The organism is Paenibacillus sp. GbtcB18 (assembly GCF_019091125.1).
Taxonomy (GTDB): Bacteria; Bacillota; Bacilli; order Paenibacillales; family NBRC-103111; genus Paenibacillus_F; species Paenibacillus_F chitinolyticus.
This window is the reverse complement of record NZ_JAGXJX010000011.1, coordinates 1-24,851: the sequence shown is the minus strand read 5'-3', so window position 1 is coordinate 24,851 and position 24,851 is coordinate 1. Positions and strand designations below refer to the sequence as shown.

At 53.0% G+C, this 24,851-nt stretch carries 24 protein-coding genes and 3 tRNA genes; 3 read left to right on the top strand and 24 right to left on the bottom strand.

What is annotated here, in order from left to right:
• Nucleotides 1–112: 112 nt before the first annotated feature.
• The 4 genes from KVT34_RS25145 to KVT34_RS25130 all read right to left on the bottom strand — a co-directional run bounded on the left by KVT34_RS25145 (nt 113) and on the right by KVT34_RS25130 (nt 4,829).
• Complete coding sequence (locus KVT34_RS25145) at nt 113–721, bottom strand: pentapeptide repeat-containing protein (protein WP_217562247.1); 609 nt, start codon at nt 719–721, stop codon at nt 113–115.
• 175 nt (nt 722–896) lie between these two features.
• Nucleotides 897–2,279: a response regulator gene (locus KVT34_RS25140; RefSeq protein WP_217562245.1), complete on the bottom strand. Its 1,383-nt coding sequence runs from the start codon at nt 2,277–2,279 to the stop codon at nt 897–899.
• Complete coding sequence (locus KVT34_RS25135; RefSeq protein WP_217562243.1) at nt 2,254–3,822, bottom strand: sensor histidine kinase; 1,569 nt, start codon at nt 3,820–3,822, stop codon at nt 2,254–2,256. The genes KVT34_RS25140 and KVT34_RS25135 overlap by 26 nt, the downstream gene beginning before the upstream one ends.
• The gene (locus tag KVT34_RS25130; RefSeq protein ID WP_217562241.1) at nt 3,819–4,829 is read right to left on the bottom strand and encodes a substrate-binding domain-containing protein; all 1,011 of its coding nucleotides are present in this window, start codon (nt 4,827–4,829) and stop codon (nt 3,819–3,821) included. The genes KVT34_RS25135 and KVT34_RS25130 overlap by 4 nt, the downstream gene beginning before the upstream one ends.
• A 268-nt stretch (nt 4,830–5,097) precedes the next feature.
• Between KVT34_RS25130 and KVT34_RS25125 the strand changes: the two genes are divergently transcribed.
• Nucleotides 5,098–6,027 (top strand): ABC transporter ATP-binding protein, encoded by a 930-nt coding sequence (locus tag KVT34_RS25125; RefSeq protein ID WP_217562239.1) that lies wholly within the window; start codon nt 5,098–5,100, stop codon nt 6,025–6,027.
• Nucleotides 6,020–6,949 carry an ABC transporter permease gene (locus KVT34_RS25120; RefSeq protein ID WP_217562237.1) on the top strand — a complete coding sequence of 310 codons (930 nt, stop codon included), beginning with the start codon at nt 6,020–6,022 and terminating at the stop codon, nt 6,947–6,949. The genes KVT34_RS25125 and KVT34_RS25120 overlap by 8 nt, the downstream gene beginning before the upstream one ends.
• A 206-nt stretch (nt 6,950–7,155) precedes the next feature.
• Here the strand turns inward: KVT34_RS25120 and KVT34_RS25115 are convergent, their stop codons facing one another.
• Nucleotides 7,156–7,791, bottom strand: coding sequence for a serine/threonine-protein kinase (locus KVT34_RS25115; protein WP_217562235.1), 636 nt, complete (start codon nt 7,789–7,791; stop codon nt 7,156–7,158).
• Nucleotides 7,792–7,933: 142 nt separating this feature from the next.
• Here KVT34_RS25115 and KVT34_RS25110 point away from each other — a divergent pair, with 142 nt between their 5' ends.
• Complete coding sequence (locus KVT34_RS25110) at nt 7,934–8,080, top strand: hypothetical protein (RefSeq protein ID WP_217562233.1); 147 nt, start codon at nt 7,934–7,936, stop codon at nt 8,078–8,080.
• Nucleotides 8,081–8,209: 129 nt separating this feature from the next.
• Here the strand turns inward: KVT34_RS25110 and KVT34_RS25105 are convergent, their stop codons facing one another.
• The 19 genes from KVT34_RS25105 to KVT34_RS25015 form a co-directional block, all read right to left on the bottom strand.
• Complete coding sequence (locus tag KVT34_RS25105) at nt 8,210–9,451, bottom strand: MFS transporter (protein ID WP_217562231.1); 1,242 nt, start codon at nt 9,449–9,451, stop codon at nt 8,210–8,212.
• A gap of 186 nt (nt 9,452–9,637) precedes the next feature.
• Complete coding sequence (locus KVT34_RS25100) at nt 9,638–10,090, bottom strand: GtrA family protein (protein ID WP_217562229.1); 453 nt, start codon at nt 10,088–10,090, stop codon at nt 9,638–9,640.
• A 3-nt stretch (nt 10,091–10,093) separates the two neighbouring features.
• Entirely contained in the window at nt 10,094–10,855 is a 762-nt protein-coding gene (locus tag KVT34_RS25095) for an alpha/beta hydrolase (RefSeq protein WP_217562227.1), read from the bottom strand.
• Between the two features lie 162 nt (nt 10,856–11,017).
• The gene (locus KVT34_RS25090; RefSeq protein WP_217562225.1) at nt 11,018–11,509 is read right to left on the bottom strand and encodes a hypothetical protein; all 492 of its coding nucleotides are present in this window, start codon (nt 11,507–11,509) and stop codon (nt 11,018–11,020) included.
• Between the two features lie 166 nt (nt 11,510–11,675).
• A complete protein-coding gene (locus tag KVT34_RS25085) occupies nt 11,676–11,840 on the bottom strand; it encodes a hypothetical protein (RefSeq protein WP_217562223.1) in 165 nt (54 codons plus the stop codon).
• 193 nt (nt 11,841–12,033) lie between these two features.
• Nucleotides 12,034–12,104, bottom strand: a tRNA-Gly gene (locus KVT34_RS25080).
• Between the two features lie 9 nt (nt 12,105–12,113).
• A tRNA-Gly gene (locus KVT34_RS25075) sits at nt 12,114–12,188 on the bottom strand.
• Between the two features lie 312 nt (nt 12,189–12,500).
• Nucleotides 12,501–13,172: a bifunctional 2-keto-4-hydroxyglutarate aldolase/2-keto-3-deoxy-6-phosphogluconate aldolase gene (locus tag KVT34_RS25070; RefSeq protein WP_042229882.1), complete on the bottom strand. Its 672-nt coding sequence runs from the start codon at nt 13,170–13,172 to the stop codon at nt 12,501–12,503.
• 124 nt (nt 13,173–13,296) lie between these two features.
• Nucleotides 13,297–14,271: a sugar kinase gene (locus KVT34_RS25065; protein WP_217562221.1), complete on the bottom strand. Its 975-nt coding sequence runs from the start codon at nt 14,269–14,271 to the stop codon at nt 13,297–13,299.
• Nucleotides 14,272–14,765: 494 nt separating this feature from the next.
• Nucleotides 14,766–15,497 carry a glutamine amidotransferase gene (locus KVT34_RS25060; RefSeq protein ID WP_217562219.1) on the bottom strand — a complete coding sequence of 244 codons (732 nt, stop codon included), beginning with the start codon at nt 15,495–15,497 and terminating at the stop codon, nt 14,766–14,768.
• A 69-nt stretch (nt 15,498–15,566) separates the two neighbouring features.
• Nucleotides 15,567–16,877, bottom strand: a complete 1,311-nt coding sequence (locus KVT34_RS25055; protein WP_217562217.1) for an ArgE/DapE family deacylase — start codon at nt 16,875–16,877, stop codon at nt 15,567–15,569.
• An 88-nt stretch (nt 16,878–16,965) separates the two neighbouring features.
• On the bottom strand, nt 16,966–17,475 hold the full coding sequence (locus KVT34_RS25050; RefSeq protein ID WP_217562215.1) for an ureidoglycolate lyase: 510 nt from the start codon (nt 17,473–17,475) through the stop codon (nt 16,966–16,968).
• Between the two features lie 27 nt (nt 17,476–17,502).
• Nucleotides 17,503–18,534, bottom strand: coding sequence for an autoinducer 2 ABC transporter substrate-binding protein (locus KVT34_RS25045; protein WP_217562213.1), 1,032 nt, complete (start codon nt 18,532–18,534; stop codon nt 17,503–17,505).
• Between the two features lie 5 nt (nt 18,535–18,539).
• Nucleotides 18,540–19,484, bottom strand: a complete 945-nt coding sequence (locus tag KVT34_RS25040; protein ID WP_217562211.1) for an ABC transporter permease — start codon at nt 19,482–19,484, stop codon at nt 18,540–18,542.
• Entirely contained in the window at nt 19,481–20,443 is a 963-nt protein-coding gene (locus tag KVT34_RS25035) for an ABC transporter permease (RefSeq protein WP_217562209.1), read from the bottom strand. The genes KVT34_RS25040 and KVT34_RS25035 overlap by 4 nt, the downstream gene beginning before the upstream one ends.
• A complete protein-coding gene (locus KVT34_RS25030; RefSeq protein WP_217562207.1) occupies nt 20,440–21,951 on the bottom strand; it encodes a sugar ABC transporter ATP-binding protein in 1,512 nt (503 codons plus the stop codon). The genes KVT34_RS25035 and KVT34_RS25030 overlap by 4 nt, the downstream gene beginning before the upstream one ends.
• Nucleotides 21,952–22,105: 154 nt before the next feature.
• Nucleotides 22,106–23,014, bottom strand: a complete 909-nt coding sequence (rbsK, locus tag KVT34_RS25025; protein ID WP_217562205.1) for a ribokinase — start codon at nt 23,012–23,014, stop codon at nt 22,106–22,108.
• A 16-nt stretch (nt 23,015–23,030) separates the two neighbouring features.
• Nucleotides 23,031–24,053 carry a LacI family DNA-binding transcriptional regulator gene (locus KVT34_RS25020; RefSeq protein ID WP_217562203.1) on the bottom strand — a complete coding sequence of 341 codons (1,023 nt, stop codon included), beginning with the start codon at nt 24,051–24,053 and terminating at the stop codon, nt 23,031–23,033.
• A 622-nt stretch (nt 24,054–24,675) separates the two neighbouring features.
• Nucleotides 24,676–24,759, bottom strand: a tRNA-Leu gene (locus tag KVT34_RS25015).
• Between the last annotated feature and the right edge of the window lie 92 nt (nt 24,760–24,851).

The following is a 24,851-nucleotide window of genomic DNA, read 5'->3' as shown; positions in this document are numbered from 1 at the left end:
ATGGCCGTCCTGCGCGGCCTAACTTTACGCCCTTTATGCCCTGTGCGCCCGCACCGCATCGTGGAAAGGAACCGCAGGGAGCGGATCGGCCCGCTTCCTTCCTTTTCCCGGTCTAGTCGTCCACTCTGGCCCCATATGCGCGCAGGAAAGCCGCTCCCTGATGGGCGTCCATCCGGGCCCCTTTTATATCGAGCGACATAAAATCGACCCCGTCCATGACAGCTCCGCGCAGGTCCGTCCCCTGCATCCGGGATTTGCCCATTCTCGCCCGGGTCAGATCGGCGTCCCTCAAGTCGGCCTTTTCCAGGTTGGAGGAATATAAATCGGCTTCGATCAGCCGGATTCCCCTCATGACCTGCTTCGATAAATTCGCAAAGCGCAAATTCGTGTAAGACCAGTCTCCCCCGGCAATCGTAATTCCGTCCAGAGAAGCCTCGTTAAAATCGGAGCCGATCATCTTACACTCCTCAAATTTGGCGACAAAAAAATTGGCTCCCCGGAACCGGCAGTTGGTAAAAGCGCTCCGCTTATGCGAAGAGGCGTTGAACTGCGCTCCAGAGAAGTCACAGTCGATAAATTGACAGCTCTCGGTCCAGGCTTCTTCCAGACGGGTGCCGATAAAGCGGCATCGTTCGAACGTGCAGCTCCTCAGCTCCCCCTCTCCCAAATCGCGCCCGCTGAAATCCGTGCCTGTGTAAGTTTCTTCTATATAAGAATACATGAGTCCTCTTCCATTCTATGAGTGTGTACTTGTCGCAAAATCCCGCTATACCACGTTAGTTTGTGCAGCTTGCACGGTTTGCTGCCGGGCTGCCGGTGGTCCCTTCGCATGCCACGGGCTCCGAGCCCCGCTGGGCGCCGCATGCCGGTCGTCGGCCCCGGAAAACGTCATGGAGCTAACGCCCCCGGTATTCGGTCGGGGAAACCCCGGTTACTTTGCGGAATACCCGGCTGAAGTAGTTGGGGTCCTTGTAGCCGGCCTCGAAGCAGACTTCCTTCAAGCTTAGCTCCTCGTTCTTCATGAGCTCTTTGGCCCTTTCGATGCGCAGGCGGGTAACATAATCGATGAACGTCGCCCCCATATGCCGCTTGAACATTTTACTGAAATAATGGGGGCTCAAATGCACCCGCTCCGCCGCCTGCTCCAGCGTAATCTCCTCGACGAAGTGCCCGTCGATCCAATCCTTGGCCTCTTTCAGCACGGAGGTCGTACGCTCTTCGCGCTCGCTCAGCAGCCTCTGCGCGGCAAGCTCCAGCTCGCCGGGAACGCCGTGACCCGCCGCGGCGTTCCCGGCAAGGAAAGGCGGGCCTTCCCCTGCAGGCTCGCCGTCATAAACGCGGACAAACGCGGATTCGTCCGCGTTTATAGCGGCGGCGCAGGCTTCGGCGTAGGACCGGCGCAGCCCGGTCAGGCCGTGATGCGCCCTGCCGGCGCCGACGGTCACCCGCCGGCCAAGCCGACCGCTCACGTAGCTGTGCAGTTTGCCCGCGGCTGCGGCAGGCTCGGCGGCCTCCGCTGATGCGGCAGGCGGAATGGGCCGGATCACAAAAACAGCCAGGTGACGGCCCACGAGCGGGCTGACCACGCACGTGTAACGCGTGCGGCACCAGCTTTTGACCGCGTCGTACATATGCTTCCGGGAAGCCGTGTCCCCGTTCTCTCCGCCGCTTCCCCAGAGTCCCGGTCCGCCGCTTACGCGGTTCGCCTCCTCTTCCTCGAATGAAAGAACCAGCGCGTAACCCGAAGGGTCGGCAGGCAGGTCCAACAGCTCCAGCAGATCGCTCTCCCCGGTTTCCGAAGTCCGCTCACGCATCAGATGCATAGCCAGCTCGCTCTCCGCCAAAGGTTCCAGACGGGCCAGTTTTTCCGTAGTCTTCAGTTCTTCTTCCCGGCGGACATGCTCTTCCTTTAATTCTTGCACAAGTGAAGTCAGGAGTCCAATCATCTGTTCCCGCTTCGCGGGTTTCAACATATAGTCCCGGACTCCGATCTCCAAGGCCTGCTTGGCATACGAGAAATAATCATAGGCCGTGACGAGCACAAGCTTCATCCGGGGATGGATTTCTTTGATGCGGCGCAGCGCTTCCAGCCCCTCGATTCCCGGCATTTTAATATCCATCAGCACGATATCCGGCCGGTGCCGCTCGGCGCGCTGAATGGCCGTCCGCCCGTTTTCGGCATGGATCACCTCGAATACGCCGGGCATGGAGCGTGATATCATCCATTCCAGCCCTTCTCGTTCGAGCGCCTCGTCATCCGCGATCAGCAAGCGGTACACAGGCTTCCCCCCTTAACCCGGCACGCTGTCCGGTCATTTCCGGAAGTGTAAGCACCACGGTCGTGCCTTTTCCGGGAGCACTCTCAATTTCAATTAATCCGTCCGTTCCGTAAAAAAGCTGCAGGCGCCGGAATACATTTTGCGTCCCGAGCCCCGTGGACGGTTTCCTTCCCGTGCGGCTGAAGTCATCCCCGGAGGGCGCTTCGGACCGCCGCACTCCTTCCTCTTCTCCGGCTGAAATCTCTTCACGCGCAGCAAGCCCCGCATCGTCACCGGCCCCCGATCCGTAACGGAGCAAATGAAGCCGGGTCTCCTCGTTCATCCCCGCTCCGTTATCCGCCACGGTGACGCGGACGTTCTCCCCGGTCTTCATGATGCCGAGCCGGATGAAAGCTCCCTCCTCCATGCTTTCGATCCCGTGCATGAAGGCATTTTCCAACAGCGGCTGAAGCGTCAGACACGGAATCTGCTGTTCCAGGGCCCGCTCGTCGATGTCCGTCTCGAACGAGATCCGGTCCCGGAAGCGGGACTGCTGGATCGCGAAGTATTCCCGCGCGTGATCGACTTCCTCGCGAAGGCTGACCGGCTGATCCAGCTTGCGGAGATTATAGCGGAGCAGATTGGACACCGACACCGTCAGGTCGCTTGTTTTCTCGGCTCCTTCCAGGAGGGCCAGCTTGGACAGGACATTCAGCGTATTGAACAAGAAGTGGGGATTGATCTGGCTTTGCAGCGCTTTAATCTCCAGCTCTTTTACAAGTCTGTCCTTCTCCATATTGGCCTGGTTCTTCGCAATGAGTTCTTTCAAATTGACCTGCATATGCCCGAAAGCGAGCGTCAATATGCCAATCTCGTCTTCGTTCTGCACGGGCGGCGGGGCCGTGTCAAGATGGCCCTTGGACATTTGCCTGGCGGCATGCACCAGACGCCCGATCGGCTTTGTGATGCTCTGGGACAGCCAGATGGCGAAAACCAGACTAAGCAGCATGTTCACCGCGACAAGCGTTTGGCCGAGCATATTCATTTCGCCGGTTTTAAGCAGCATCTGCTTGTAGAGAGGCTGGTAGAAGCTCAGCTCCATATCCACCAGATTCTGATGTTCCGCCTTGATGTACCCGGCGGTTTTGTCCGCCTCTTCGTACCGCTGGAGGTATCTTTGCATGTCTTTGCTCTCCACCGCCGCAAGAACGGAATCAGCCGCCGCCAGATAGGTGCCGAGCATGTTTGCGTAATTCCTCCGCGCGAAGCTGTCCTCCTCGCTTCTTGCGTCCGACTCCAGCTTGCCCTGAAGGCTGCTCAGCTCCTCCTGGAGCGCGACGAATGCTCCGCGGCCTTCTCCGTTCAGGTTGATCAGGTAGCTGCTGAGGGACCGCAAGCTTTCCTCCGTTTTATGGGCAATTTCCTTGTAGAGCAAAATGCGGTCCATCGTCAAATGATAACTCCCCTGTATCGTTCGTCCGCTCTGATAAATAAAAAACGTAACCGAATTCATCAAAATGACAAGTGCCGGAATAAACAGGAACAGCTTCATGCGGATACTCACGGCGCCACCGCCGTTCCTACATTTTGCGGATTCAAGATATCAATCCGGGTAAACGAAACGCTTGGCAGCGTTTCCCCCTGAAAATAGCGGTTCAGCATTTCGACCGACCGGAAGCCCATCGTATACGGCTTTTGGATCACCGTGGCTTCAATTTCCTTGCGGGCCAGCGCCTCGCGTGTCTCCGTCAGGTCATCGAATCCGAAAATGCGGACCTGCTCCTGTTTATTCAAGCTTTTGGACGCCTGCAAAATACCGAGCGCGTCCAGCGCACTCGTGCCGACCATCACATTGATGCCTTCCCTGCTGCGCAGTATGTGCTCCGCGGCCTGGGTTGCCTGGATCCGGGAGATGTTGGAGACGCCGACCTCCACGATTTTAAGATTCGGTTCAGCGTCCACAACCGACCGGAAGCCTTCCAGCCGCTGCTGCTGGTTGCCGGCCTCATAGCTGCCGATCACCATGCCGATGGACGCGCTGCGGCCTTCGTAAGCTTTTGCCACAAGCTCGCCAAGCTGCCGCCCGGATTCCACATTATCGGTGCCGACATAGCTCAGCCTGCGGCTGTCCGGGCTGTCCGTATCGACAGTCAGAACGGCGATTCCTTGTTCGACTGCCTTGTCGATCTGTTTGTTGTAAGCTTCGCTGCGGATTCCCTGGATGAGAATCCCGTCCGGCTTACCGGCGATCGCCTTGCCGAAAAGCTCCGCCTGCTCTTCGATATTGTTGCGGTAAGGCCCGCTGTACTCCAGCTTGATGTTATACTGCTCCGCGGCGTCCCTCGCCCCTTTTTCAATCGTCCGCCAGAAAGGATTGTCCAGCTCCTGGGAGATCATGACCACATGCTTCATCTTTCCGCCTGGAGCCGGGGTACGGCCGCGGTCCTCTATGTCCCGGACAATCCCGTTGATTTCGGCGTTTGTATAAGCAAACCTGCCGAGCAGCAGCACAAACAGCGCAAACAGCACGGCGAGGCCGACAGTCCACTTGGACGGGGCCCATTTCTTCACGTTGTTCCTCCTCCGTACAGCCTGTTTTTTAGCTGTCACCCGTTTCGTCACTCTCTTTGTATGCGGTTACATTTTTTCGGGTATGCCTATTATAACAAATAAATTCTCCATTGGATCGGTCGGGGTCGGGGACCTTTTTGTACCAAGGTCGGGCAGCAAACCTAGACCTGAGTCGGTGTAACCGGACACGAACGGTCTATATAATGAGAAACCGAGAGCACTGCACGAGCGATAACGGATTACGGATTTTGTGGAGGTAGAGAAAAAAATGAACAATCAACCCGTATTGGAAATACGCGGCGTCAACAAGACAATTCGCGGCAAAAAGATTATCCAGGACCTGTCTTTCGAAGTGTATCCCGGCGAAGTCTTCGGATTTCTGGGACCGAACGGGGCCGGTAAAACGACACTGATCCGCATGATCGTCGGTCTGATGAAAATGAACAAAGGTGACATCGTGATCCACGGACAGTCGATCCAGAAAAACTTCGAAGGCGCCATCAAGCACGTGGGCGCTATTGTGGAAAACCCCGAGATGTACAAATTCCTCTCGGGCCAGAACAATCTCGTGCATTACGCCCGCATGTTTCCGGGCGGCATCCCGCAGTCCAGAATCGACGAGGTCGTCGAGCTGGTCGGACTGAAAAACCGCATCAAAGAGAAGGTCAAGACCTACTCGCTCGGCATGCGCCAGCGGCTTGGCGTCGCTCAGGCTCTGCTGCACCGGCCGTCCCTGCTCATTCTCGACGAGCCGACGAACGGTCTCGATCCGGCGGGCATCCGGGAGCTGCGCGACTACCTTCGCCGGCTGGCCCGCGAAGAAGGCATCGCCATCGTCGTCTCCAGTCACCTGCTGTCGGAGATGGAGCTGATGTGCGACCGCGTCGCCATCATCCAGCAGGGCAAACTCGTCGACGTGCAGGACCTGCGCGGAGAAGGGGCTGCTCCGAAGGAGACGTCCTACTTCTTCGAGGTGAACGATCCGGCGACGGCGCAGGCGGTGGTGCAGGAAATCGACCCGCACCTGCACGTGACTCCGCATCCGAACGGCATCGAGCTTACGATCGGACGCGAAAGAGCCGCCGACATCGGCGCTCTGCTTATCCAGGCGGGTCTTCGCCTGTACGCGATGAAGCCGCTGACGCAATCGCTCGAAGACAAATTCTTGCAGATAACGGGAAGTGATCAAATTGCTTAATCTCATTCGTAATGAAAATATGAAGATTTACCGCCGGCTGACGACCTGGATTATGGTCATCCTGCTTGTCGGGCTGGTCGGGCTGATTTCGTTCCTGATCCACTACGATTCCAGAGGAATGAACAGTGCGGACTGGCGCCAGGCACAGACTCAGCGTATCGAGCAATTGGAGAAGACCAAGGCGGACTTCCCGGACAACGCGGCCGATTTGGATCAGCAGATCAAGCTGGCCCAGGAATATCTGAACCGGGATATATCCCCGAACCAGGCTGCCGTATGGCAGGCCGTCGGCTCCATGTCCAGCCTCATTGCGGTCATTACCGTCTTCACCGTAGTCGTTGCCGCCGACGCCATGTCCGGCGAGTTCTCGAGCGGAACGATCAAGCTGCTGCTGATCCGGCCCGTCTCCAGATCGAAAATCGTGTTCGCCAAATATGCGGCGGGCTTCCAGTTCTCGATCTTTATGCTGCTCCTGCTGTTCACCTCGGCTCTGGTCATCAATCTGGTGCTGTACGGCGGTGCGGGAACAAGCCCGACCGTGCTGGAGCTGAACAACATGGGAGCCATCGTCGAGAAGAACGTCATCATCGACATGCTGAGCACCTACGGCTTCAAATGCGTGGAGCTGATCATGATCGTCACGCTTGCCTTCATGATCTCCACCCTGTTCCGCAGCAACTCGCTGGCGATCGGGATCTCGCTCTGCATCATGTTCCTGGGCAACACGGTCAGCATGATTCTGAGCCGATACGACTGGAGCAAATACCTGTTGTTCTCCAACATGGATTTGACCCGCTACATCCACGGTCAGCCTCTTGTCCCGGGCATGACGATGACTTTCTCGATCCTCGTGCTGGCCGCTTACTTTATCGTCTTTAACGTACTCACCTGGACGGTATTCCGCCGCCGGGACGTCATGTAAGCTTCTATTCTTGCATCGAAAAAGCCCGCGCGCAGCCTAAAGCAGCCTTCGCTGCCGGCCGCTGACGCGGAACCGGGCCTCCGTCACGGAGCCCAAAAAAGCCGCACCCGTTTGCTAAGGGTGCGGCTTTTTCGTATGCGGACGTCCGGCTGTATACCGCCTGGTCCGGCGGAGCATAAAGCCGCGCTGGCTCATCCCACTTCCTCCTAAGAGGAGTTGCGGCGGAGCCAGCGGTAGCTTTTGCGTACGCCGTTCAGAAGCGTGTCCGGCATCGGAATGGGGCGCTTGGACAGAAGCGGCAGATACAGGCGATAGTAGGCCTTCTTCATATCCTCCCACATCGTGTCCGGCGTGTCGCCCAGAAAATCGGAAACATCCAGCACTTTCCCGCGGCCGTCTTCCATCATGACATTCTTGGCATGCAGATCCTGCGGCACCAGTCCCAGTCTTCGCGCATAATCGCACGCCTCTTCGATATCGAGAATGACCCGTTCCGGAATCCGTATCCCCGAACGGATACAGTCGTACAGCGTCCTCCCGTTCATCCGTTTCAGGATGAGGTAGGGCTTTTTCGCATAATGGCAGCGGGAGTACGCGGGGTGCTCGCCCAGCTTGCGGTAGACTTCGACCTCGTCTTCCCAGCCCTCTCTTCCGGGGGCGTATACTTTAACGACCAGCCCGGGCATGTCCGGATGCGAAACGACAACCGCGTAATTGCCCGCACCGACTAACTGCCAAGGGGCGGGAAGTTTATGTACCACGACGGGGTCATAGGGCTTTTCGCTTTCAAAGTCCAGACCGGGAAGAAGCTCCCGCTCGATCTTTCGTATCCATGCTTCCATTTTAGTCTCCCAATGAGTTCTTATGCTCTTATTGTAGAGGGTTCCGGGTGCCGATACAATGGACCCAAAAATTATTGGGAAAAATTGAATACTATTGTTTATTATGATATTATAAAACGAATACATAAAAGGAGGAATATACGTGAAAAAGAATTTTTTTACATTCGTTTTACTGTCAGCATTTGTTTTCTCAGTCTTTGGTAGCGCAGCTTATGCAAAACATGAAATGATGGATCCAGGCGGCGGAACAGGAAGCATGAGACCAACACCACCAACACCGCCTAGATAGTAAATACTTTTTACTTATAATAATGTTATTTATCTTTCAGCAAATTACTTAAATTATACAGGCTGGCATTGGTGCATCACCGGTGTCAGCTTGTATAATTTTTCCCCCGGTAACAAATACCATAATAGTCTAAAGCACCTTCCGCCCCAGGGTCAGCGCCAGGACGAGCATAATCGTGCCCGTTCCCGCGGCAATTCCGTACTGCTGAACCCAGAGCGGCAGCCCTTCCGCCTTTTCGTACAGCACGCCTCCGAGCAGAGGGCCCAGGAAAGCCGCCAGTCCCGTCAAGGTGTTGTACATGGCGATAAACATCGGCCGCTCGCCCCTCGGCGTATCCCCGATAATGAAATTGAAAGCCAGCTGGTTGAATCCCCCGGTCCCCGCTCCAAGCAGGATATGAACCGCAATCAGCACCGGAAGCGCCGGAAGCCAGGCGAGCATCCCCCACAGCAGACACGACAGCGACAGAAGCGGGAGCGTCCAGAACAGAAGCCGACGGTTGCTCCACCGCGCGTTAAGATTTCCCCAGACGTAGAAAGAAATCATCATCACAGCCGTCTGCAGCACCGTCAGCACGGAAATCGTCTCATAGCTTACCTGCAGCAGCTTCAGCATGACATACGAGAAGAGCGGCACCGCAATCCCCTGCAAAAACAGCCAGAACGACAGGAACGCCGTTGCCCTGATATACGAAGTATCTTTCATAGGGCGCGTAAGCATGGGCAGAAGCCCGCTTTCCGCGGAAGGCTCGAAGGGCGGGTTCGGATAGAACAGGTAAGCGATTACATTGAGCGCCGCAGCCGTACCGATCACCAGGTAAAGAACCTCAAACCCCGCCTCGTTACCGAGCTTGTCGAGTATTTGTCCGCCCGTAAACAGGCACAGAGCTCCGAGTGCGTTCAGAATCATGTTCCGGATGCCGAAATAGCGGGCTCTCACCGAAGACGGCACCATATCCGCCATCAGCGTGGACCAGACCACACCCCCGAAGGCGTTCGAAAGAAAAGCCGACGTATACAAGGCGATGTAAGCCGGAATCCACAAATCACGGTCCAACAATAGCGGGATTAATCCCGTTGCCGCCCACAGAATCCGGTGAAGCCCTCCGAAGATGAGAATCTGCAGCTTCCGGTTTTTCCATCTCTGCATGAAAAAAGCCATCAGAATCTGACCCACGTTCACAATCGTTGTCATGGCGAGCACAAGTCCGATCTGTGCGGACGTTGCGCCGAGATAGAGCAAATAACCCGTCAGGAACGGACCGTTGAGAAGGGTTTGAACCACCGTGGCCGGAGCCCCTTCGAGAGTCGCGATCCAAAGATGTTTACGGGTCGGGGTAAAACGGTTCCAGGAGCGGGTCTTGGCCTGCACGTCGGTAGCTCTCCTTTGAGCCGGTGCTGTTTTCCGGCTTCGTCAGCAAAATGTTTGCGCTTACGCGTTGGGTAAAAGAAGACGGACAAAAGAAGAAATCTTTTATCCGTTACAGAAGTTCAGGTCCATTATACTGCAAAAATCCTCCGCCGTCTGGTCTAAAATCCGGCGAATTTTCTGTCCGAATTAAGGCTCCAATGATTCGCCTTCCTTACGCTTTTCGCCCGGTGCGAAAACCCACCATTTACTGGCTGCGTAATTCACCAACAGCAGAAGAACCGTCACCGTCAGCTTGCTAAACAGCATGTTCCAGCCCAGCACATCGCTGCACACATAGAGCAGCAGGTAAGACAGCCCCAGGCACAGTCCGTTGACCAGAAGGAACTTCAATGCTTCCGCTACCCGCACCGGTTCTTTGCTGGCGAATGTCCACTTCCGGTTCCAAAGGTAGCTGTTCAAGGTTCCGCACAAGTACGAGACCGTCTGAGCCGCTCCGTAATGCAGATTCAGGCCCGAGAACAGCAGCCAGAACACGGCCCAGTCCACCGCCGTATTGCCGACTCCCACTGCCCCGAAGCGGAGCAGACGGAGCATTTCCGGGTTCACCCGCTTTTTTTGCCCGTTGTTATCGTTTGTCATGTGTCAGTTCTTCCCCTTCTCCCGGATTCCGGTCATCCAATCTGTAATCGCTTCGGCCGTCCGGCGCGTCTGCTCCTCCGGTGAAATCAAGGCCGCATGGTCGCCCTTCTGAGGGCCGTAACTGCCGAATTGGCCGTGGTTGCCTCCCGGCAGGGTCAAAAACTTGGCGTCCTCCGGCAAGTTCTTCTTGTTCTTCTCGAAGCTGTCGCGATTCAGCACGCCGTCCTCCGAACCGGTCACGGAGAGAACCGGAAGCCCTTTGTCCCGGAGGCTTCCTTTGTCATCGGCGTACGACGCCAGGAAAAACACGCCCCGCAGCCCTTCCGGATGCTCCGCCGCATAGCGGGCCGCCATCACGCCGCCGAGCGAATGCCCACCGATGACGAAGGACTCCCCGGGACGAGCCTCCAGCACCGCCGAAGCACGGCCGCCTCCCAATACCGCCAAATTCAGCGGCATTTTGACGACCACCGTGCGGTGCCCGCGCCGAGCCAGCTCCCGGGCCAGAGGCGCGTAGCTCTCCGGCTTCACCAGACCGCCCGGGTAGAAGATCACGCCGGGCTCCTTCGGCTCTGCGCCTTCGTAGACCGTTACATCCTTGCTGTCCGTAACGGTAACACCGCCGCCGCTTCGCATGGCCTCGACCGCCGCGCGGTCCGGTCCGTACGGCCGCAAATAGAATGCCGCCGCAATTTCGGCGGCGAGTATAAAGATCACCAGCGCCAGAAGCCATTTTCTGCCGCGCGATCGTCTTTTTTCAGTCATTCTCCGCCTCCTTGGATCATTCGTTCAGGGACGTTCGTTTACTCTCCGGTCCGGGGTCTCTCTGCTTTGCCGATCCGAACCGCCGGATGTCCGCTTTCCTTCTCCGGCCGTTTCCGTCTTCTTCAACGCCTATCGTATCACAGCTCCGCTTCCCGGCCCAGCTTATTCCTCTCGGAAGTTTCGAGCAGCTTCGGCGGCAGTTTTTTTAAGGGCATTCAGGCTCTCGCCGCTCACTTCATATACCCCTCCGTCCAGCTCCATCCGGTGCGAATCCTCGCCGTCTTGAAACGGCACGTAGAGCCTGCGGACGTCATTGACCCGCGAGGCTACCGGAAGCTCCTTCCGGATGCGGACCGATTGGCCGGGCGGCAGCAGAAGAAGCAGCCCGGGCTTGTCCGGCACATCCCCGGTCAGCTCGGCCGTACACTTGCAGGGCCCCTTCGCTGTAGATTCTATCACTGCTTCGGCATCGTCCACCAGACGTTGATACCGGGAATCCGCTTGCGGCACCTCGATGATGCGTCCGTCCCAGTTGAGTAGCACTTTCTCCGGCTTAAGCTCGGCTGAAGGAAGCCAAAGCGAGGCGGCCCCGGCCACAGCCATCACTAAGATGACAAGTCCGCCGGACAGCCCTATCCATTTGTTCCGCCGCATAAGACACCCCCCAGTAACTTACTTACCCAGTTAAACGGCACAGGGCGGTAAATGTTGCATATACGGCAGAGGGCTAGAAGGCAGTAAACAAAAAAGATGGGTAATCTGGCCATAACTATTTTTTAAACAAAAAGAACCCTCTCCTAAGAGAGGATTCTTTTTGTTGTTATATACTTAAAACTGTGTTAGCCCAAAGAGCCCCTAAAATTCCTACTGCAACAGCTCCACCGCCTATTACCCTGACCAATATGTTTGTTTTATTTTTCATAAATATATATAGTCCTCCTGCCGTAAGAAACAAACATACGATTGTAGCTAGAGCAGCAAACATTGCTTTCCCTCCTACACTTGGTAGTATTGGAGGTAACCGTATTAGACATAAGAGTTATCGACCACAAGCAAATCACTAAACTATAACTGTTAGTTCTGTGCTGCCAATTAGTCAGAAGATCTTCGTTGTTATATTAGTTTACCAGTAAAAAAATCCCCTTGCTAGGCAAGGGGATTTTTTTATGATCTTTGTAAGCGGGTGATGGGAATCGAACCCACGCTACCAGCTTGGAAGGCTGGAGTTCTACCATTGAACTACACCCGCAAAGGTGGTTGGAGCGGAAGACGGGAATCGAACCCGCGACCCTCGCCTTGGCAAGGCGATGCTCTACCGCTGAGCCACTTCCGCAAACTTTCGTTCGAAACATTTCCGAATCGACAAGAGATATCATAACAAATAATTAATGAAAACTCAATCCCTTTTCCGCTTAAATTTCAATCCAATTTTTTACACCCCCTGCAAACAAGAAAAAAGCGCCATTTCCGCACCTAAAAAAGAAAGAACCGGAGTCTTCTCCGGTCCCTTCCCTCTTTACCCGAATGGCTCGCGCCTACCCAACTGCCCTCTTCTCTTTTCACATCGCCCACTCCAGTAAGCGGTGTAGATCGCAGAAGACGCGGAGGTCAATCACACATCGAACGCCCGCTCCGTCCGTTACTCTCAGGAAAGAGCCGCTTTAGCCTCTTTGAAAGCCTGCGTATATTGAGCCGCTTTCTTCGCGATCAGGCTGAAATCGCCGGTTTTGGACGCTTCCGTCGTCAGGTCCGAACCGATCCCGACGGCAACGGCGCCCGCTTTGATCCAATCGGCGAGATTGTCCAGGGATACGCCCCCGGTCGGCATGATGTTAGCCTGCGGCAGAGGCCCCTTGATGGCCTTGATCACGGACGGCTCGTACAAGTTGCCCGGGAACAGCTTCACGATATCCACGCCGAGCTCCAGCGCTTCCTGGATCTCTTTGACGGTCATCGTGCCCGGCATCACCGGCACGCGGTACCGGTTGCAGAGCGCCACGGTCGCCGGATTCAGCGAAGGCCCCACCACGAACTCCGAGCCGCTCAAAATGGCCGCTCTCGCCGTTTCCGGGTCCAGGACGGTACCTACGCCGATGATGGCGAATTTGGACGCGTCCTGCGCCGTGCTGCTGTAGGTTTTGGCCAGCTTTTCAATGGCCTGGAGCGCAAACGGCACCGTCATCGTCACTTCGATGACTTTGATGCCCCCTTCGATGGCCTGTTCGGCGGCTTCGACGACTTCGTCCGGCGTCTTGCCTCTCAGAACGGCGACTACGCCCTGTTCCGTAATTTTTTGGATCAGCTGTATTTTTTTCATGGGGTCAGTTCATCCTCTCTCTGTCGGTAAAATCAGTTTCCGCAAGTATGAGGCGGCGGATACGCCTTCTATCTGAAATGCCGTATGAACCTCAATCAGACTCAGCGGCAAAACAACGCAGCATTCAGCGTTCGATATGACGGCTTCCCTGAAGCACGGCATCGACTTCCTCGCGCGTCGGAAGGCCTTCCCAGTCTCCCGGAGCCTGAACGAGCAGGGAACCGAGCAGACTGCCCAGCTCGACCGCTTCCAGATGGCTCTTCCCCTGGAGAATGCCGGACAGGAAGCCGGCACAGAAGCCGTCCCCGGCCCCGACCGTATCGACGACCCGCTCCGCTTTGACAAAAGGAATGGAAGACACGCGGCCCCCTTCGATCAGGAAGGTTTCATTGTCGCCGCCTTTAAGCACTGTCACGGCCCGAAGCTTGCTCAGTTTTCCGACGATCTCGTCGAAATCTTCCGTCTCGTAAAGAAGCTGAAGCTCATCCAGACCCGGGAGAAAATAATCGACCTCCTCCGCCAGGGCCAGCAAAGTTTCTCTGGCTTCTCCGATCCCCCATAGCTTAAGCCGCAGGTTCGGGTCGAAGCAGACTTTCACTCCGTGCCGTTTGGCCGTGCGGACGGCAGCAATCACCGCTTCTTTACAGCTTTCGCTCAGCGCGCACGTAATGCCGGTTACATGCAGAATCTTGGCCCCGGCTATATAATCTTCTGCCAGATCGCCCGGCTTCATCAGGCTCATAGCCGAATTTTTGCGGTAGTAGTAGACGGAGGCTTTGCCCGATACCGCTTCCCGCAGCATCAAACCCGTCGGCGCCTCAGGCGCTAACACGGCCCTGGAGACGTCTACGCCTTCGCCGCGTATTTTTTTGAGCACCATCCGGCCGAAAGGATCTTTCCCCAAGCGTCCGAACCACCCGACACGATGCCCGAGCCGCGCAAGACCGATCGCCACATTGCTTTCGGCCCCGCCGAACGAAGTGGTCAGCTGCGGTGAATACTCAATTCCTTTTCCCGAATCCGGCATCAGTAGGGCCATCGACTCTCCGAAAGTCACCACATCCGGATAAATTGGGGGTTGCTCTTTGCCTTGCTCCATCGTTCATCCACCTCGACCGTTAGATTCTCGCAGGCTCAGGCATCGTCCGCAGGCGGCACCCGGCCCATGCTAGCTTCTTTTGTTCCCTTGAAAAAAGATCCCTTGTCCGCATTATCATACGCAGAAAAAGCTTTTTCCTTATGGAATCACTCCGTACAGGTTTGTATCTCATCCTTGAATCCGTCATCGGAGAAAACTCCGGTCCGGATTTATTAATTTAGAAGAATCCGTTCCTTCTTCATTATAGCAGAAAGGACTTCCCTTTAGGTATGAAAATGTTCATTCAAACGAAAACGAACAAAACAAACCTCTTCACTACATTCCTGCCGTTTAAAAAATAAAACAGAAAAAGCCTTGATTGCTCAAGGCTTTCTTCGTTGTTGAATGCATGACGCGGGCGAGAGGACTCGAACCTCCACGGCTGTTACACCACTAGAACCTGCTAACCTTGAGCCAGCGGGTTCTAGTGGTGTATGGGAATGTTCACTGCTCCATTATTTCAGATACTTAATAAGCTTGGACCAAAAGGCCGAATAGTTCTCCCAATTCATAAACTCCAACGATCCCCAGTGGGGCGAACAATCGCTTGCAAACGCCGCCGTCTTTCCCTGGCCGTAAGTTCCAACCGTCAGAATAGCATCGCCTTCATGGCTTAGCAGTTCCTCTGCCCCCGGTTTAGCGGACAACTTATTATAACCTAGCAGCCTAGGCCATTCTCCCAAATCGTTTACCAATGGATGCGGCTGCGATACGACAGGCGAGAAGCCGCTCGGCATCTCTACCCGATCATCTTTATCCATCATGACAACCGGCAGCACATCGGCCAATATCGTATTTCTATAATTGGCTTTTCCTTCTATCCCCATGAAGGTCAGGTAACCGCCGACCATCAGCAGGCCGCCTCCCTCAGCGACATACTGCTTCACAAGATCAAGGGCGTTCGGAATGATTTGCATTTGATAGAAGGTTGGATTTTGGAGCAGGAATGTGTTTGCACCTACGTCACTCAGCACAATCGCATCATAGATTTTGAGCTCTTCCAGCGATTGAGGAAAACGTACCTGCACTTCATGCGCAGGCATATAGGTAACGTCAATTCCCTCCTGACGCAGACAGGACAGCAAATAGGTTGCACCCTCCTCGTACTTGGTCGAGGTAAAACTGTCATAACCTTTCGTATGAATCATATGCACAACCCAGGATTCGCCAACAAATAAGATTTTCATCAGTTCAAGTACCTCCGTGTTTTTTTATATCACCAGACCCTACACCTGCAGGCCGTCTTGATCCCGTTTTTACGCTTCCTCGATTTCACACCAGTCCACAATCGTTTTGGCAATCATTTTGACCGCTTGAATCACTTCATCGACAGGTGTAAATTCGTCGCTATGATGGGCAAGGCTTGGGTCGCCAGGTCCAAAGTTAACGGTCGGAATGCCGACATTCACCGGCCAGCCCATATCGGTATGGAAGCCCAGTCCTTCGATTTTGCCTTCCTCTCCAATGGCCTTCAAGGATTGTACACAGGTCTGAACAAAGGGATGTGCCACATCCGTTTCCGCACAATCGGCATCCACCAGCCATTCGATTTCCGGCATATGTTTGCACAACCAAGGATCCGATTCCGATACCTCGCGTAGAAAATCAGTCAATTCCTTCTTTACTTTGCCGCCTACAAGCTTCTCGTCACGTTCCGAAGGCAAGTATTGCGCATTGAATACGATTTCGGCCTCATTCGCGAAGGAGGTCGGGTATTCCCCGGCGTTTAATTGCGCGACATGCACCTGACACGGGATAGACAAGTATGGATGGGTCTTGCTGACAGCCCATTTCTCATTCAAGTGGTCCAGATGCTCCAAAATATATCTCGCTTTCTTAATCGCATCAACCGCGCCGCCGTCCTGCCAATCCGCTTGCGGCATCTCAATATGGCCGCTGCGACCTTGGATCTTGATTTTTCCCCATAAAATCCCGCGGCAAAGGGGGGCAATCGTCAGCGAGGTCGGTTCCGTTAAAATGCAAGCATCCGCTCGATAGCCGTGGTGAATAAAATCAAGTGCCCCCATGCCTCCCGCTTCCTCATCGACAACCGTACCGACGATAACCGGCCCTTTAAGCTTAAACCCGCTGCGAAGTATAGCTTCGACAGCCATAATCATGGCTGCGACTCCGCCCTTCATATCAACGGTGCCGCGGCCGTACATCTTCCCATCGATAACTTGGCCCTCGAACGGATCGACCGTCCATTTTGAGCCTGCCATGACGACGTCAATATGACCAAACAAGAGCAGGGACTTGCCTTCCGTTCCTTTGCCAAACGTAGCCGCCAAATTGGGTCTGCCCGTAAAATCTCTTCCCGGATAATAGCCCGCCATGCCTTCATATTGCTTCAGCTCATCGGCGACAGGCTCCCAGATTTCGATGTCCGCGCCGAGCTTCTCCAGCTTGCCGGCAATAAATTGTTGAAGGTCCTTCTCTTTGGATGGCGCCGGTTCCTCGAAAAACCAGGGGTTGACGCTCGGAATTTGAATGAGTTGCTGTAAAAAATGAATAATTTCATCTTGATGATTCTCGATCCATTCCATTACTCTCTGTTCTCGGTCCATCTCTCTCTCTCCTTTTGGCAGCACTCTCCCGATACAGCATGAATCCGCAAGTGTGTAAGCAAGCGCATCAGGAGCCGTGCCTGCTCGCTTATTCGAATCGAACGGTGCTCCCGTCAATAAAATCAACCCACGGATTAATCATTTCATCGCCGAATTTATCCTTCTTCTTTTCAATGCCGAACATATAACGGGCATCGTCCGCAGCCGGGTAAGCCGGACTATGCCAGACCCCCCGATGGATGACGATAGCTTGCCCGGGCTTAATTCGAAAGCACTTGACGGTGGACGGGTCGGGACTTTCATCAGGATCGTCGATGTCCTTGCACAATGCTACCGGCTGTACAATCTCACGATCAAAGGTAAGCAGCAGCTCTTCCCGACTGACATGCCTCTCCATTGCCGTTACGGCAAATTCGCGACGCTTGGTGACCACAAGGCCAAATCCGATCGGCTCCCATACGTCCAGCATTTGCACATAACTCCAGCAATCCCACCCATCCCCGGATTTGGAGGGATCAATCGCCGGTAGATCCACTACTTTGCCATAGGGAGCAAAAGCCTCCTCCGTCAACTCTTCTATCTGCACCTTATACTCCATTAAGGCCGCCTCCTAACAGGGGTATTATTAGAAATCAAAGCTGTCCACATTATCGTTCGTGACTTCAAGCGTGCCAATAAATACACTTTGTCCGTCTACTTTCACAGTCCCTATCGTCGGAATCTCCATGCCGTCCTTGATTTCCTTGCCTTGAGCCAGCTGATCCATAATGTAGACCGTTACATAAGCCAGCTTGCCCGGATCCCAAATAATATCCGTTTTGATCGTGCCGCTCTTGATATAATTTTTCACGACGCTCGGCACGGCAATGCCTGTAATGGCAACTTGGTTTTTCTTTAAAGTGCCTGCCTTTACAGCTTGCTCTACTACCTCCGCAGCAGCCGTAGGTTCGCCGCCTGCAAATCCGATAATGCCTTTCAGATCAGGGTAAGTTTGTAGCAGATTTTGCGCATTGGCATACGCCTTCTGTTGATCGTCGTCGCTCGCAACAGTCGTCACGACCTTAATATCCGGATATTTGGCTGTAAAATAGGCTTTAGCCGCATTGGATTTCGCAATCTGGTTTTGTGAGCCGAGGCCGGCTACCATGAACGCTACCTGTCCTTTACCGCCGATTTCTTCTCCGATCGTTTTGGCCAGAAGCTCCCCCACTTCTTGGTCAGTGGCCGGAGCTACATAATATTGGCGATCTGTGCCCGGCGCATCGCTGTCCCAAGTCACAATGTTGACGCCTTGACCTGCCGCTTTTTTGAACACGGGGCCTACCGCTTTCGCATCATTAGGCGATACGCCGATGCCGCTTACTTTGCGGGTCAGCATATCCTGGATCATATTAATTTGCTTGGAGGAATCCGCCTCTGTCGGCGCATTGAACAGAACTTCTACCTTCAAATCGGCTGCCGCTTTCTTGGCACCCTTTTCAGCCGCCGCCCAATAAGCAGGGCCGATGGACTTTGGATTCATAAAGTACGTTTTTGAGCCGGAAGCTCCCTGGTTCGGTTTGCCTCCGTTACCCGTTTGGTTCCCGCTTGTACTTCCGCATGCTGCCAAATTCAGAGCCAATACACCCGTTAGTAACGTCAATGCCAGCTTTTTCATAGGTTTCACTCTCCATTGAATTTTTTATTTCCTACAGCAAGCAGAAGCAGCGCTCCTAAAATGACTGCCTGGTAAAGCACGGATACACCTAATAGATTCAATCCATTACGCAAAAACACAATGATCAGCAGCCCGACAAATGTCCCTGAAAGACTTCCCCTTCCTCCAAAAATATGTGTGCCTCCAATCAAAGTCGCTGTAATCACGTCGAGCTCTATATTGGTACCCGATGTCGCCTCGGCGCTTGCCAGACGCGACACCAGAAATATACCCGCTAAGGCAGAGAACAATCCGCTAAGCATAAACAGGATGAATCGGATGCGTACGACCGAGATGCCGGAGTAGCGGACAACCTCTTCATTGTTGCCAATCCCGTACACATAGGTGCTGAATCTGGTTTTTTTCATTACAAAGTTGGCCAACAGGAACATCACCACAAGGAAAATCGCATTAACCGGAACAACGCCGATATATTGCTGGCCCATAAAGTAGAAAGCATCCGGAAAACCGCTTATGGGTCTCCCCTGATTGATCACGTAAACCAGCCCCCGCAGCATCACGAGCATGCCAATGGTGACGACAATAGCCTGCATGCGGTGCCTCGCGATCAGATAACCATTAACGGCTCCGCACAGCAAGCCGGCCAGCAGTCCAATGATCACACTGATCCATATATCGATGCCCCGCTCATACGCGACTCCCATACATACAGCGGAGAAAGCCAGAATGGAGCCAACCGATAGATCCATCGCACCGGATATGATGATCATGGTCATCGGAATGGCGATCAGCCCTACTTCAACCATCTGGTTCAGCACATTCATAAAGTTGGTGACGGTCAGGAAATAGGGAGACAAGAAGCTGAACAGCACGATAATGACGAGCAACAGCACCATTTGAACGATTAGCTTATTTCCCCGAAGCGGGAACCGGCTTGTCCATGCACTCATACCAAATCCCCCTCTTTTCCTTTGTTTTGCCGTATACGCTGCAGCGTGTTAATAACAATTGCCAGAATAATCAGAAAACCAGTTGCGGCATCGACCCAGAATGGAGAAACCTTGGATATAATGAGTCCGTTTTTAACGATGCCCATGAAGAGTACACCCAGCATCGTTCCGGCTATAGTACCGACGCCCCCGAATATACTTCCCCCGCCGATAAGAACGGCTGCCATGACTTCAAACGCCAAACCGCTGCCTGCTGTCGAGGCTTGCACACTTCCTACCTTTGCTGCGAAGATAACGGAAGCGATTCCGACCAGCAAGCCGGTTAATACATAAACCTTAAACTTGGTTCGGGCTATACTGATTCCCGCAAGCTTGGCTGCCGGACCGTTGCCTCCGATCGAGTAGATTCTTCGGCCCACGCGGGTGAATTTCATTAAATAGATGAAGATCGCTATGAGAATGACGGCTGTCAGCAACGGAAAGGGAATGCCGAGCAAATATCCTTGTTCGAAAAATCGAAATCCTTCCGGAAAGTTCGTCATCCAGGTTCCCCCGCTGATGCCTACCGCAATCCCCCTGAAGATGTACATGGTGGCCAGGGTGACGATGATGTCCGGTATTTTCCTCACAGCGATGAAATAGCCATTGACCATGCCGCATAGCACCCCGATGCATATCCCCATAGCGGCTGCAAGCCATGGATGAAGGCCATGGCTGAGGAACAACCCGACAGATGTCGCTGTCACAGCCAGCACGGAGCCGACCGATAAATCCATGCCCCCCAGAAGAATGACCATCGTCATCCCTATCGCCACAATAAACATGGAGATGTTCTGATCCACAATCAGCCTTATATTTTCGAATTGCAAAAAGTCAGGTGAAATGATTGAAAACAACAGCGTGACGAGAATGGTAAATAAGATGATAGGCGCTTCATGCACATTTAGCAGGCGTTTCATAAGAGGCCTCCTTCCGGGAGCGGATGTGAAGCACGCTGCAGCAGTTGTTCCTGGTCTGCCTCACCATGTGCAAATTCATGGACGATTGTGCCTTTGTGCAGCACCAGGATCCGATCGCTGAGTCCGATCACCTCCGGCATTTCGGACGAAATCAGCAGGATGCTCAAGCCTTCCTGAGCCAATTGATGAATAATATTGTAGATCTCCGCCTTCGCACCGACGTCAACTCCCCGAGTAGGCTCTTCCAGAATAAGAATATCCGGGTTCGCTGCAAGCCATTTGCCAATCACGACCTTCTGCTGATTGCCGCCACTCAGAAAATCTACGCTTTGTCCGTCATGGGGTGCTTTAATCCGAAGCTTCTCCATATACTCCCCGCTCATTTCTTTAATTCGCGCCTCGTCCAACACCGTATACTTTGAAAGCTGGGGCAGTATCGGGAGCGATAAATTTTGCCGGATTGACATCGGTTTTATGATGCCTTGACGGTGACGATCCGGCGGAACGTAAGCAATCTTCTTCGCTTTGGCCTGGCTCGGGCTATTGATTTTCACCGCTGTGCCACGAACAATGATGTCACCCGTTCCCCGCCTTAGACCGAATAAACGCTCGGCAATCGTATGCGTGCCCGAACCCGGAACGCCGAACAGCCCTACTATCTCTCCCTTTCTCAGCTCAAAAGATACACGGTGCGCGGAATCGAGCGACAACTGCTCCACCTTCAGCACAACCTCTTGACCGTGCTTCTGCTCTCTTACCGGATACAACTGGCCGACCTCTTTGCCCACCATCATTTGAATCAAGTTCTGTTCGGTAACCTCTTCAATCCCTCGGGTATCAATCTTGGCTCCATCCCTCAGCACCGTTACCTTGTCCGCGATTTCAAATATTTCCTTCATGCGGTGGGAGACATACACGATGGCAACGCCTTGCGCCCGAAGCCGGTTAACCACGTCGAACATTTTTTTCACTTCGTTTTCCGGGAGCGCCGCCGACGGTTCATCCATAATGAGCACATCCGCCTTAAAAGAAAGCGCTTTCGCAATCTCGATTACTTGCTGGCTGTGGACTCCGAGATGCCGGACCTCCTTGCGGACATCAATTTCGCCTCCCCCGATCGAATCAACCAAACGCTGCGCCTCGTCATACATTTTGGACCATTGTATCCGTCCGAATCTGCCGACCATTTCCGGACGGTCGATAAATATATTTTCCGCGGCTGTCAGATTGGAAAACAAATTGAATTCCTGATGGATAATGGACACGCCTTGCCGCTGGGCATCAAGCGGGCTGCCGAATGTTACTTCCTTGCCCTTCAGTCTGATCGTTCCTTGCGTCGGTGAATATACGCCGGACAAAATTTTCATCAGTGTAGACTTTCCTGCTCCGTTTTCCCCCATAAGCGCATGAACTTCACCCGGATACAGCTCAAAGTTAACACCGGATAACGCTTTGACCCCTGGGAACTCTTTGCTGATGCCTTCCATTTTCAAAACCGGATGCCTCATCTTTAGACCTCCTATTCACCTTACCCAACTGCTTTTTGGATAACTTTAACAAGACTAAGCGTTAAATCATCAAAGTCCAAGACTACAGGTGTCCCTTTCCAGGAAAGAAACCCCGTATATTGCCTTTTTATAGCGGCCTTATTGAGCTATTGTTCTATGCCGTAAGAAACGACTGTACCTGATCATCTGTCGGAATCGAGCTCTGAGCGCCTGGTTGAGCTACAGCCAGCGCCGATGCCGCTGTCGCGTAGCGCAGACAATCATGCAGCTCCGCTCCCGTTACATATTTAGCTGCGAATGCTCCAATGAAGGTGTCTCCTGCCGCTGTCGTATCCACTGCGTCAACTGAAAATGCGGGAAATGTGATTTGACTTCCCGATTGGTCCATATAGATAGATCCTTTGCTTCCCAAAGTAATAATAAGATGAGGAATGCCGTCATTCAGCAGTTTCTTCCCGGCCTCCAGCGCTTGGCTGCTTCCTTCGATACGGATGCCGCTTAGCACCTCCGCCTCGACCTCATTCAGAATGAGGAAAGCAACCTTGCGCAGTTGGCTCCGGTCAAACCCGTCAATTGGAGCCGGATTCATAAATACCGGAATATGCATCTCTGCCGCTTTATCCAGCACCCTTTGATTGGCTGCCGATGATATTTCATTTTGCAGCAAGATGACGTCGAAACCTGAAAGATCCAATTGATCAATCTCTTCCGCGCTATATCTTCCATTAGCGCCGGAGGATAATATAATATTGTTCTCGCCGGCCCCATCTACTGTAATCAAAGCAAGCCCCGTCATACAGGGCTGATCGGCAACATAATCAAGAATAATGTTATCCTCCGCCAATCCCCTGCGTATGTCGGCGCCAAATGAATCCACGCCCAGTCCACCGGCCATAGCGACCGTAACTCCAGAGCGGGAAGCGGCAACCGCCTGATTAGCTCCTTTGCCTCCAATGAAGAAACGGGTCTCGTTGCCCTGTATCGTTTCGCCGGGAATCGGGTGACGTTCAACCTGTGTGACAATGTCCATATTCATGCTGCCCACTACCAAGATCTTCGCCATGGCTCTTCCCCCAGTATTACGTCTTCAGTCTTTTGACTGAGCCGAATTTCTTCAATTCAACATCCAATATCATTTTCTTCAGCTTCGTCTGTTCTTTAGGCTTTCCCTTGATTTTTTGAATGAGCATCTCCGCCGCTTGAATTCCCATCTCTCTTGTCGGTCTGCTAACCACGGTCACTCTTGGCTGCACGAATTGAGCAAGCTCGTTCTCGTCGAACCCAATTAAAGATATATCCTCTCCGATTCGGAGATTCAAATCGCGTATCGCTTTAATCGCACCCGTGCAGATGACGTTATTAGCCGCAAATATGGCTGTCGGTGGCTGCTCAGATTGCAGAAGCTCCATTGTAAATCGGTAGCCATCCTCTTCCACCCAATTCCCCTGCTTATGATAGGAAGGATCGGGTGTCAGGCCGCTCTCATACATGGCTTGATGATACCCCCAATAACGGTCCTTGCCGTCGTTAAAATCATGCGCCCCGTCTATAATGGCAATGCGTTCATGACCATAGTCCACGAAGTGCTTGGTCGCTTCGTAAGCGCCACGGAAGTTATCGATTAAGACACCGTCGTGGCCGCAATCGTTGATATAACGGTCTACAAGGATAGTTGGCTTGCGAATATTCCGGTAAAAATCTGCATCCTTATGCGTACCGATTAAGATAATCCCATCCACATTTTTCCCAAGGAAGCTTTCAAAAAATTCTTCCTCCTCCGCCTCGTCACTATTCGTAGCGACGACTAGAGTGAAGAAGCCTTCCTTCTTGGCTACCTCTACCATACCGCCAATGACTGCAGTGTAGAAGGGATTCTGAATCTCCGGCACCACGACGGAGAGCATGTTGGTTTTTTTATTGACCATCGATGCCGCCATCGTATTCGGCACAAAGTTCATCTCTTCGACTATTTTGAGTATTTTCTTGCGAGTGGCTTCACTTACGCGATCCCGTCCATTCATCACTCGGGATACCGTAGCGACAGATACACCCGCTTGCTTGGCCACGTCCTTGATGGTAATTTCCTTGTTCGTCTTAGCCACCCCCCTTCCTTTAATTTAATGTCATAACGTTTTCTCAATATTTTCCCTTAGACAATAAAAGCTATGAATCTAATTCATCATTTTATTTAATGAAAACGGTTACGCAATTTCTAGTTTTATTCTAGTACGTTCCCAATAAGATTACAATAGTTTTTTTATAAAAACAAAAATAATAAAGCGTTTACATTTTTCATACATAACCTTTTATTTTAGGTATTTCTTCGATATTTAGCTAAATTGTTATTAAAATCTAGTAAAAACGTCCTATATTCCCTCATAAAACCAAGTTTTTCATTGATATCGAGTAGACCTCAGGAAAAAACATACAGCTTTCATTAGAATCCAACTTTCAGCCACTCCTCAAAAAAACAAGAAAGGTTAACCCGTTGTTTCCCTCATTAAAAACTTCCTTTTCCCAACCAAACGTTTGTTAAAACGTTTACGCAATTTGCTTGAAATTCACATTGTTAATATAAAACAAAAAAGCCTGGAGGAATCAGGAATAAAAACCTTTAATTCCACCCGGCTTGCCGACTCTGACTACAGTAAAAAAGAATGATCAATAAAAAGGTTCCTGCTCTGCCAGAAAAAGCAGATCAGAAACCTTTTTATTGATGCGTGATGCGGACGAGAGGACTCGAACCTCCACGGCTGTTACACCACTAGAACCTGAATCTAGCGCGTCTGCCAATTCCGCCACGTCCGCATGAGGATTTGATGGTGCGGTCGGAGGGATTTGAACCCTCACGCCCATTGGGCACTACCCCCTCAAGATAGCGTGTCTGCCGTTCCACCACG

Coding starts and splice junctions, on each gene's coding strand:
- KVT34_RS25145 (WP_217562247.1), bottom strand. CDS start 721: ATGTATTCTTATATAGAAGAAACTTACACAGGCACGGATTTCAGCGGG.
- KVT34_RS25125 (WP_217562239.1), top strand. CDS start 5,098: ATGAACAATCAACCCGTATTGGAAATACGCGGCGTCAACAAGACAATT.
- KVT34_RS25115 (WP_217562235.1), bottom strand. CDS start 7,791: ATGGAAGCATGGATACGAAAGATCGAGCGGGAGCTTCTTCCCGGTCTG.
- KVT34_RS25100 (WP_217562229.1), bottom strand. CDS start 10,090: ATGACAAACGATAACAACGGGCAAAAAAAGCGGGTGAACCCGGAAATG.
- KVT34_RS25095 (WP_217562227.1), bottom strand. CDS start 10,855: ATGACTGAAAAAAGACGATCGCGCGGCAGAAAATGGCTTCTGGCGCTG.
- KVT34_RS25090 (WP_217562225.1), bottom strand. CDS start 11,509: ATGCGGCGGAACAAATGGATAGGGCTGTCCGGCGGACTTGTCATCTTA.
- KVT34_RS25085 (WP_217562223.1), bottom strand. CDS start 11,840: ATGTTTGCTGCTCTAGCTACAATCGTATGTTTGTTTCTTACGGCAGGA.
- KVT34_RS25070 (WP_042229882.1), bottom strand. CDS start 13,172: ATGAAAAAAATACAGCTGATCCAAAAAATTACGGAACAGGGCGTAGTC.
- KVT34_RS25065 (WP_217562221.1), bottom strand. CDS start 14,271: ATGGAGCAAGGCAAAGAGCAACCCCCAATTTATCCGGATGTGGTGACT.
- KVT34_RS25060 (WP_217562219.1), bottom strand. CDS start 15,497: ATGAAAATCTTATTTGTTGGCGAATCCTGGGTTGTGCATATGATTCAT.
- KVT34_RS25055 (WP_217562217.1), bottom strand. CDS start 16,877: ATGGACCGAGAACAGAGAGTAATGGAATGGATCGAGAATCATCAAGAT.
- KVT34_RS25050 (WP_217562215.1), bottom strand. CDS start 17,475: ATGGAGTATAAGGTGCAGATAGAAGAGTTGACGGAGGAGGCTTTTGCT.
- KVT34_RS25045 (WP_217562213.1), bottom strand. CDS start 18,534: ATGAAAAAGCTGGCATTGACGTTACTAACGGGTGTATTGGCTCTGAAT.
- KVT34_RS25040 (WP_217562211.1), bottom strand. CDS start 19,484: ATGAGTGCATGGACAAGCCGGTTCCCGCTTCGGGGAAATAAGCTAATC.
- KVT34_RS25035 (WP_217562209.1), bottom strand. CDS start 20,443: ATGAAACGCCTGCTAAATGTGCATGAAGCGCCTATCATCTTATTTACC.
- KVT34_RS25030 (WP_217562207.1), bottom strand. CDS start 21,951: ATGAGGCATCCGGTTTTGAAAATGGAAGGCATCAGCAAAGAGTTCCCA.
- rbsK (WP_217562205.1), bottom strand. CDS start 23,014: ATGGCGAAGATCTTGGTAGTGGGCAGCATGAATATGGACATTGTCACA.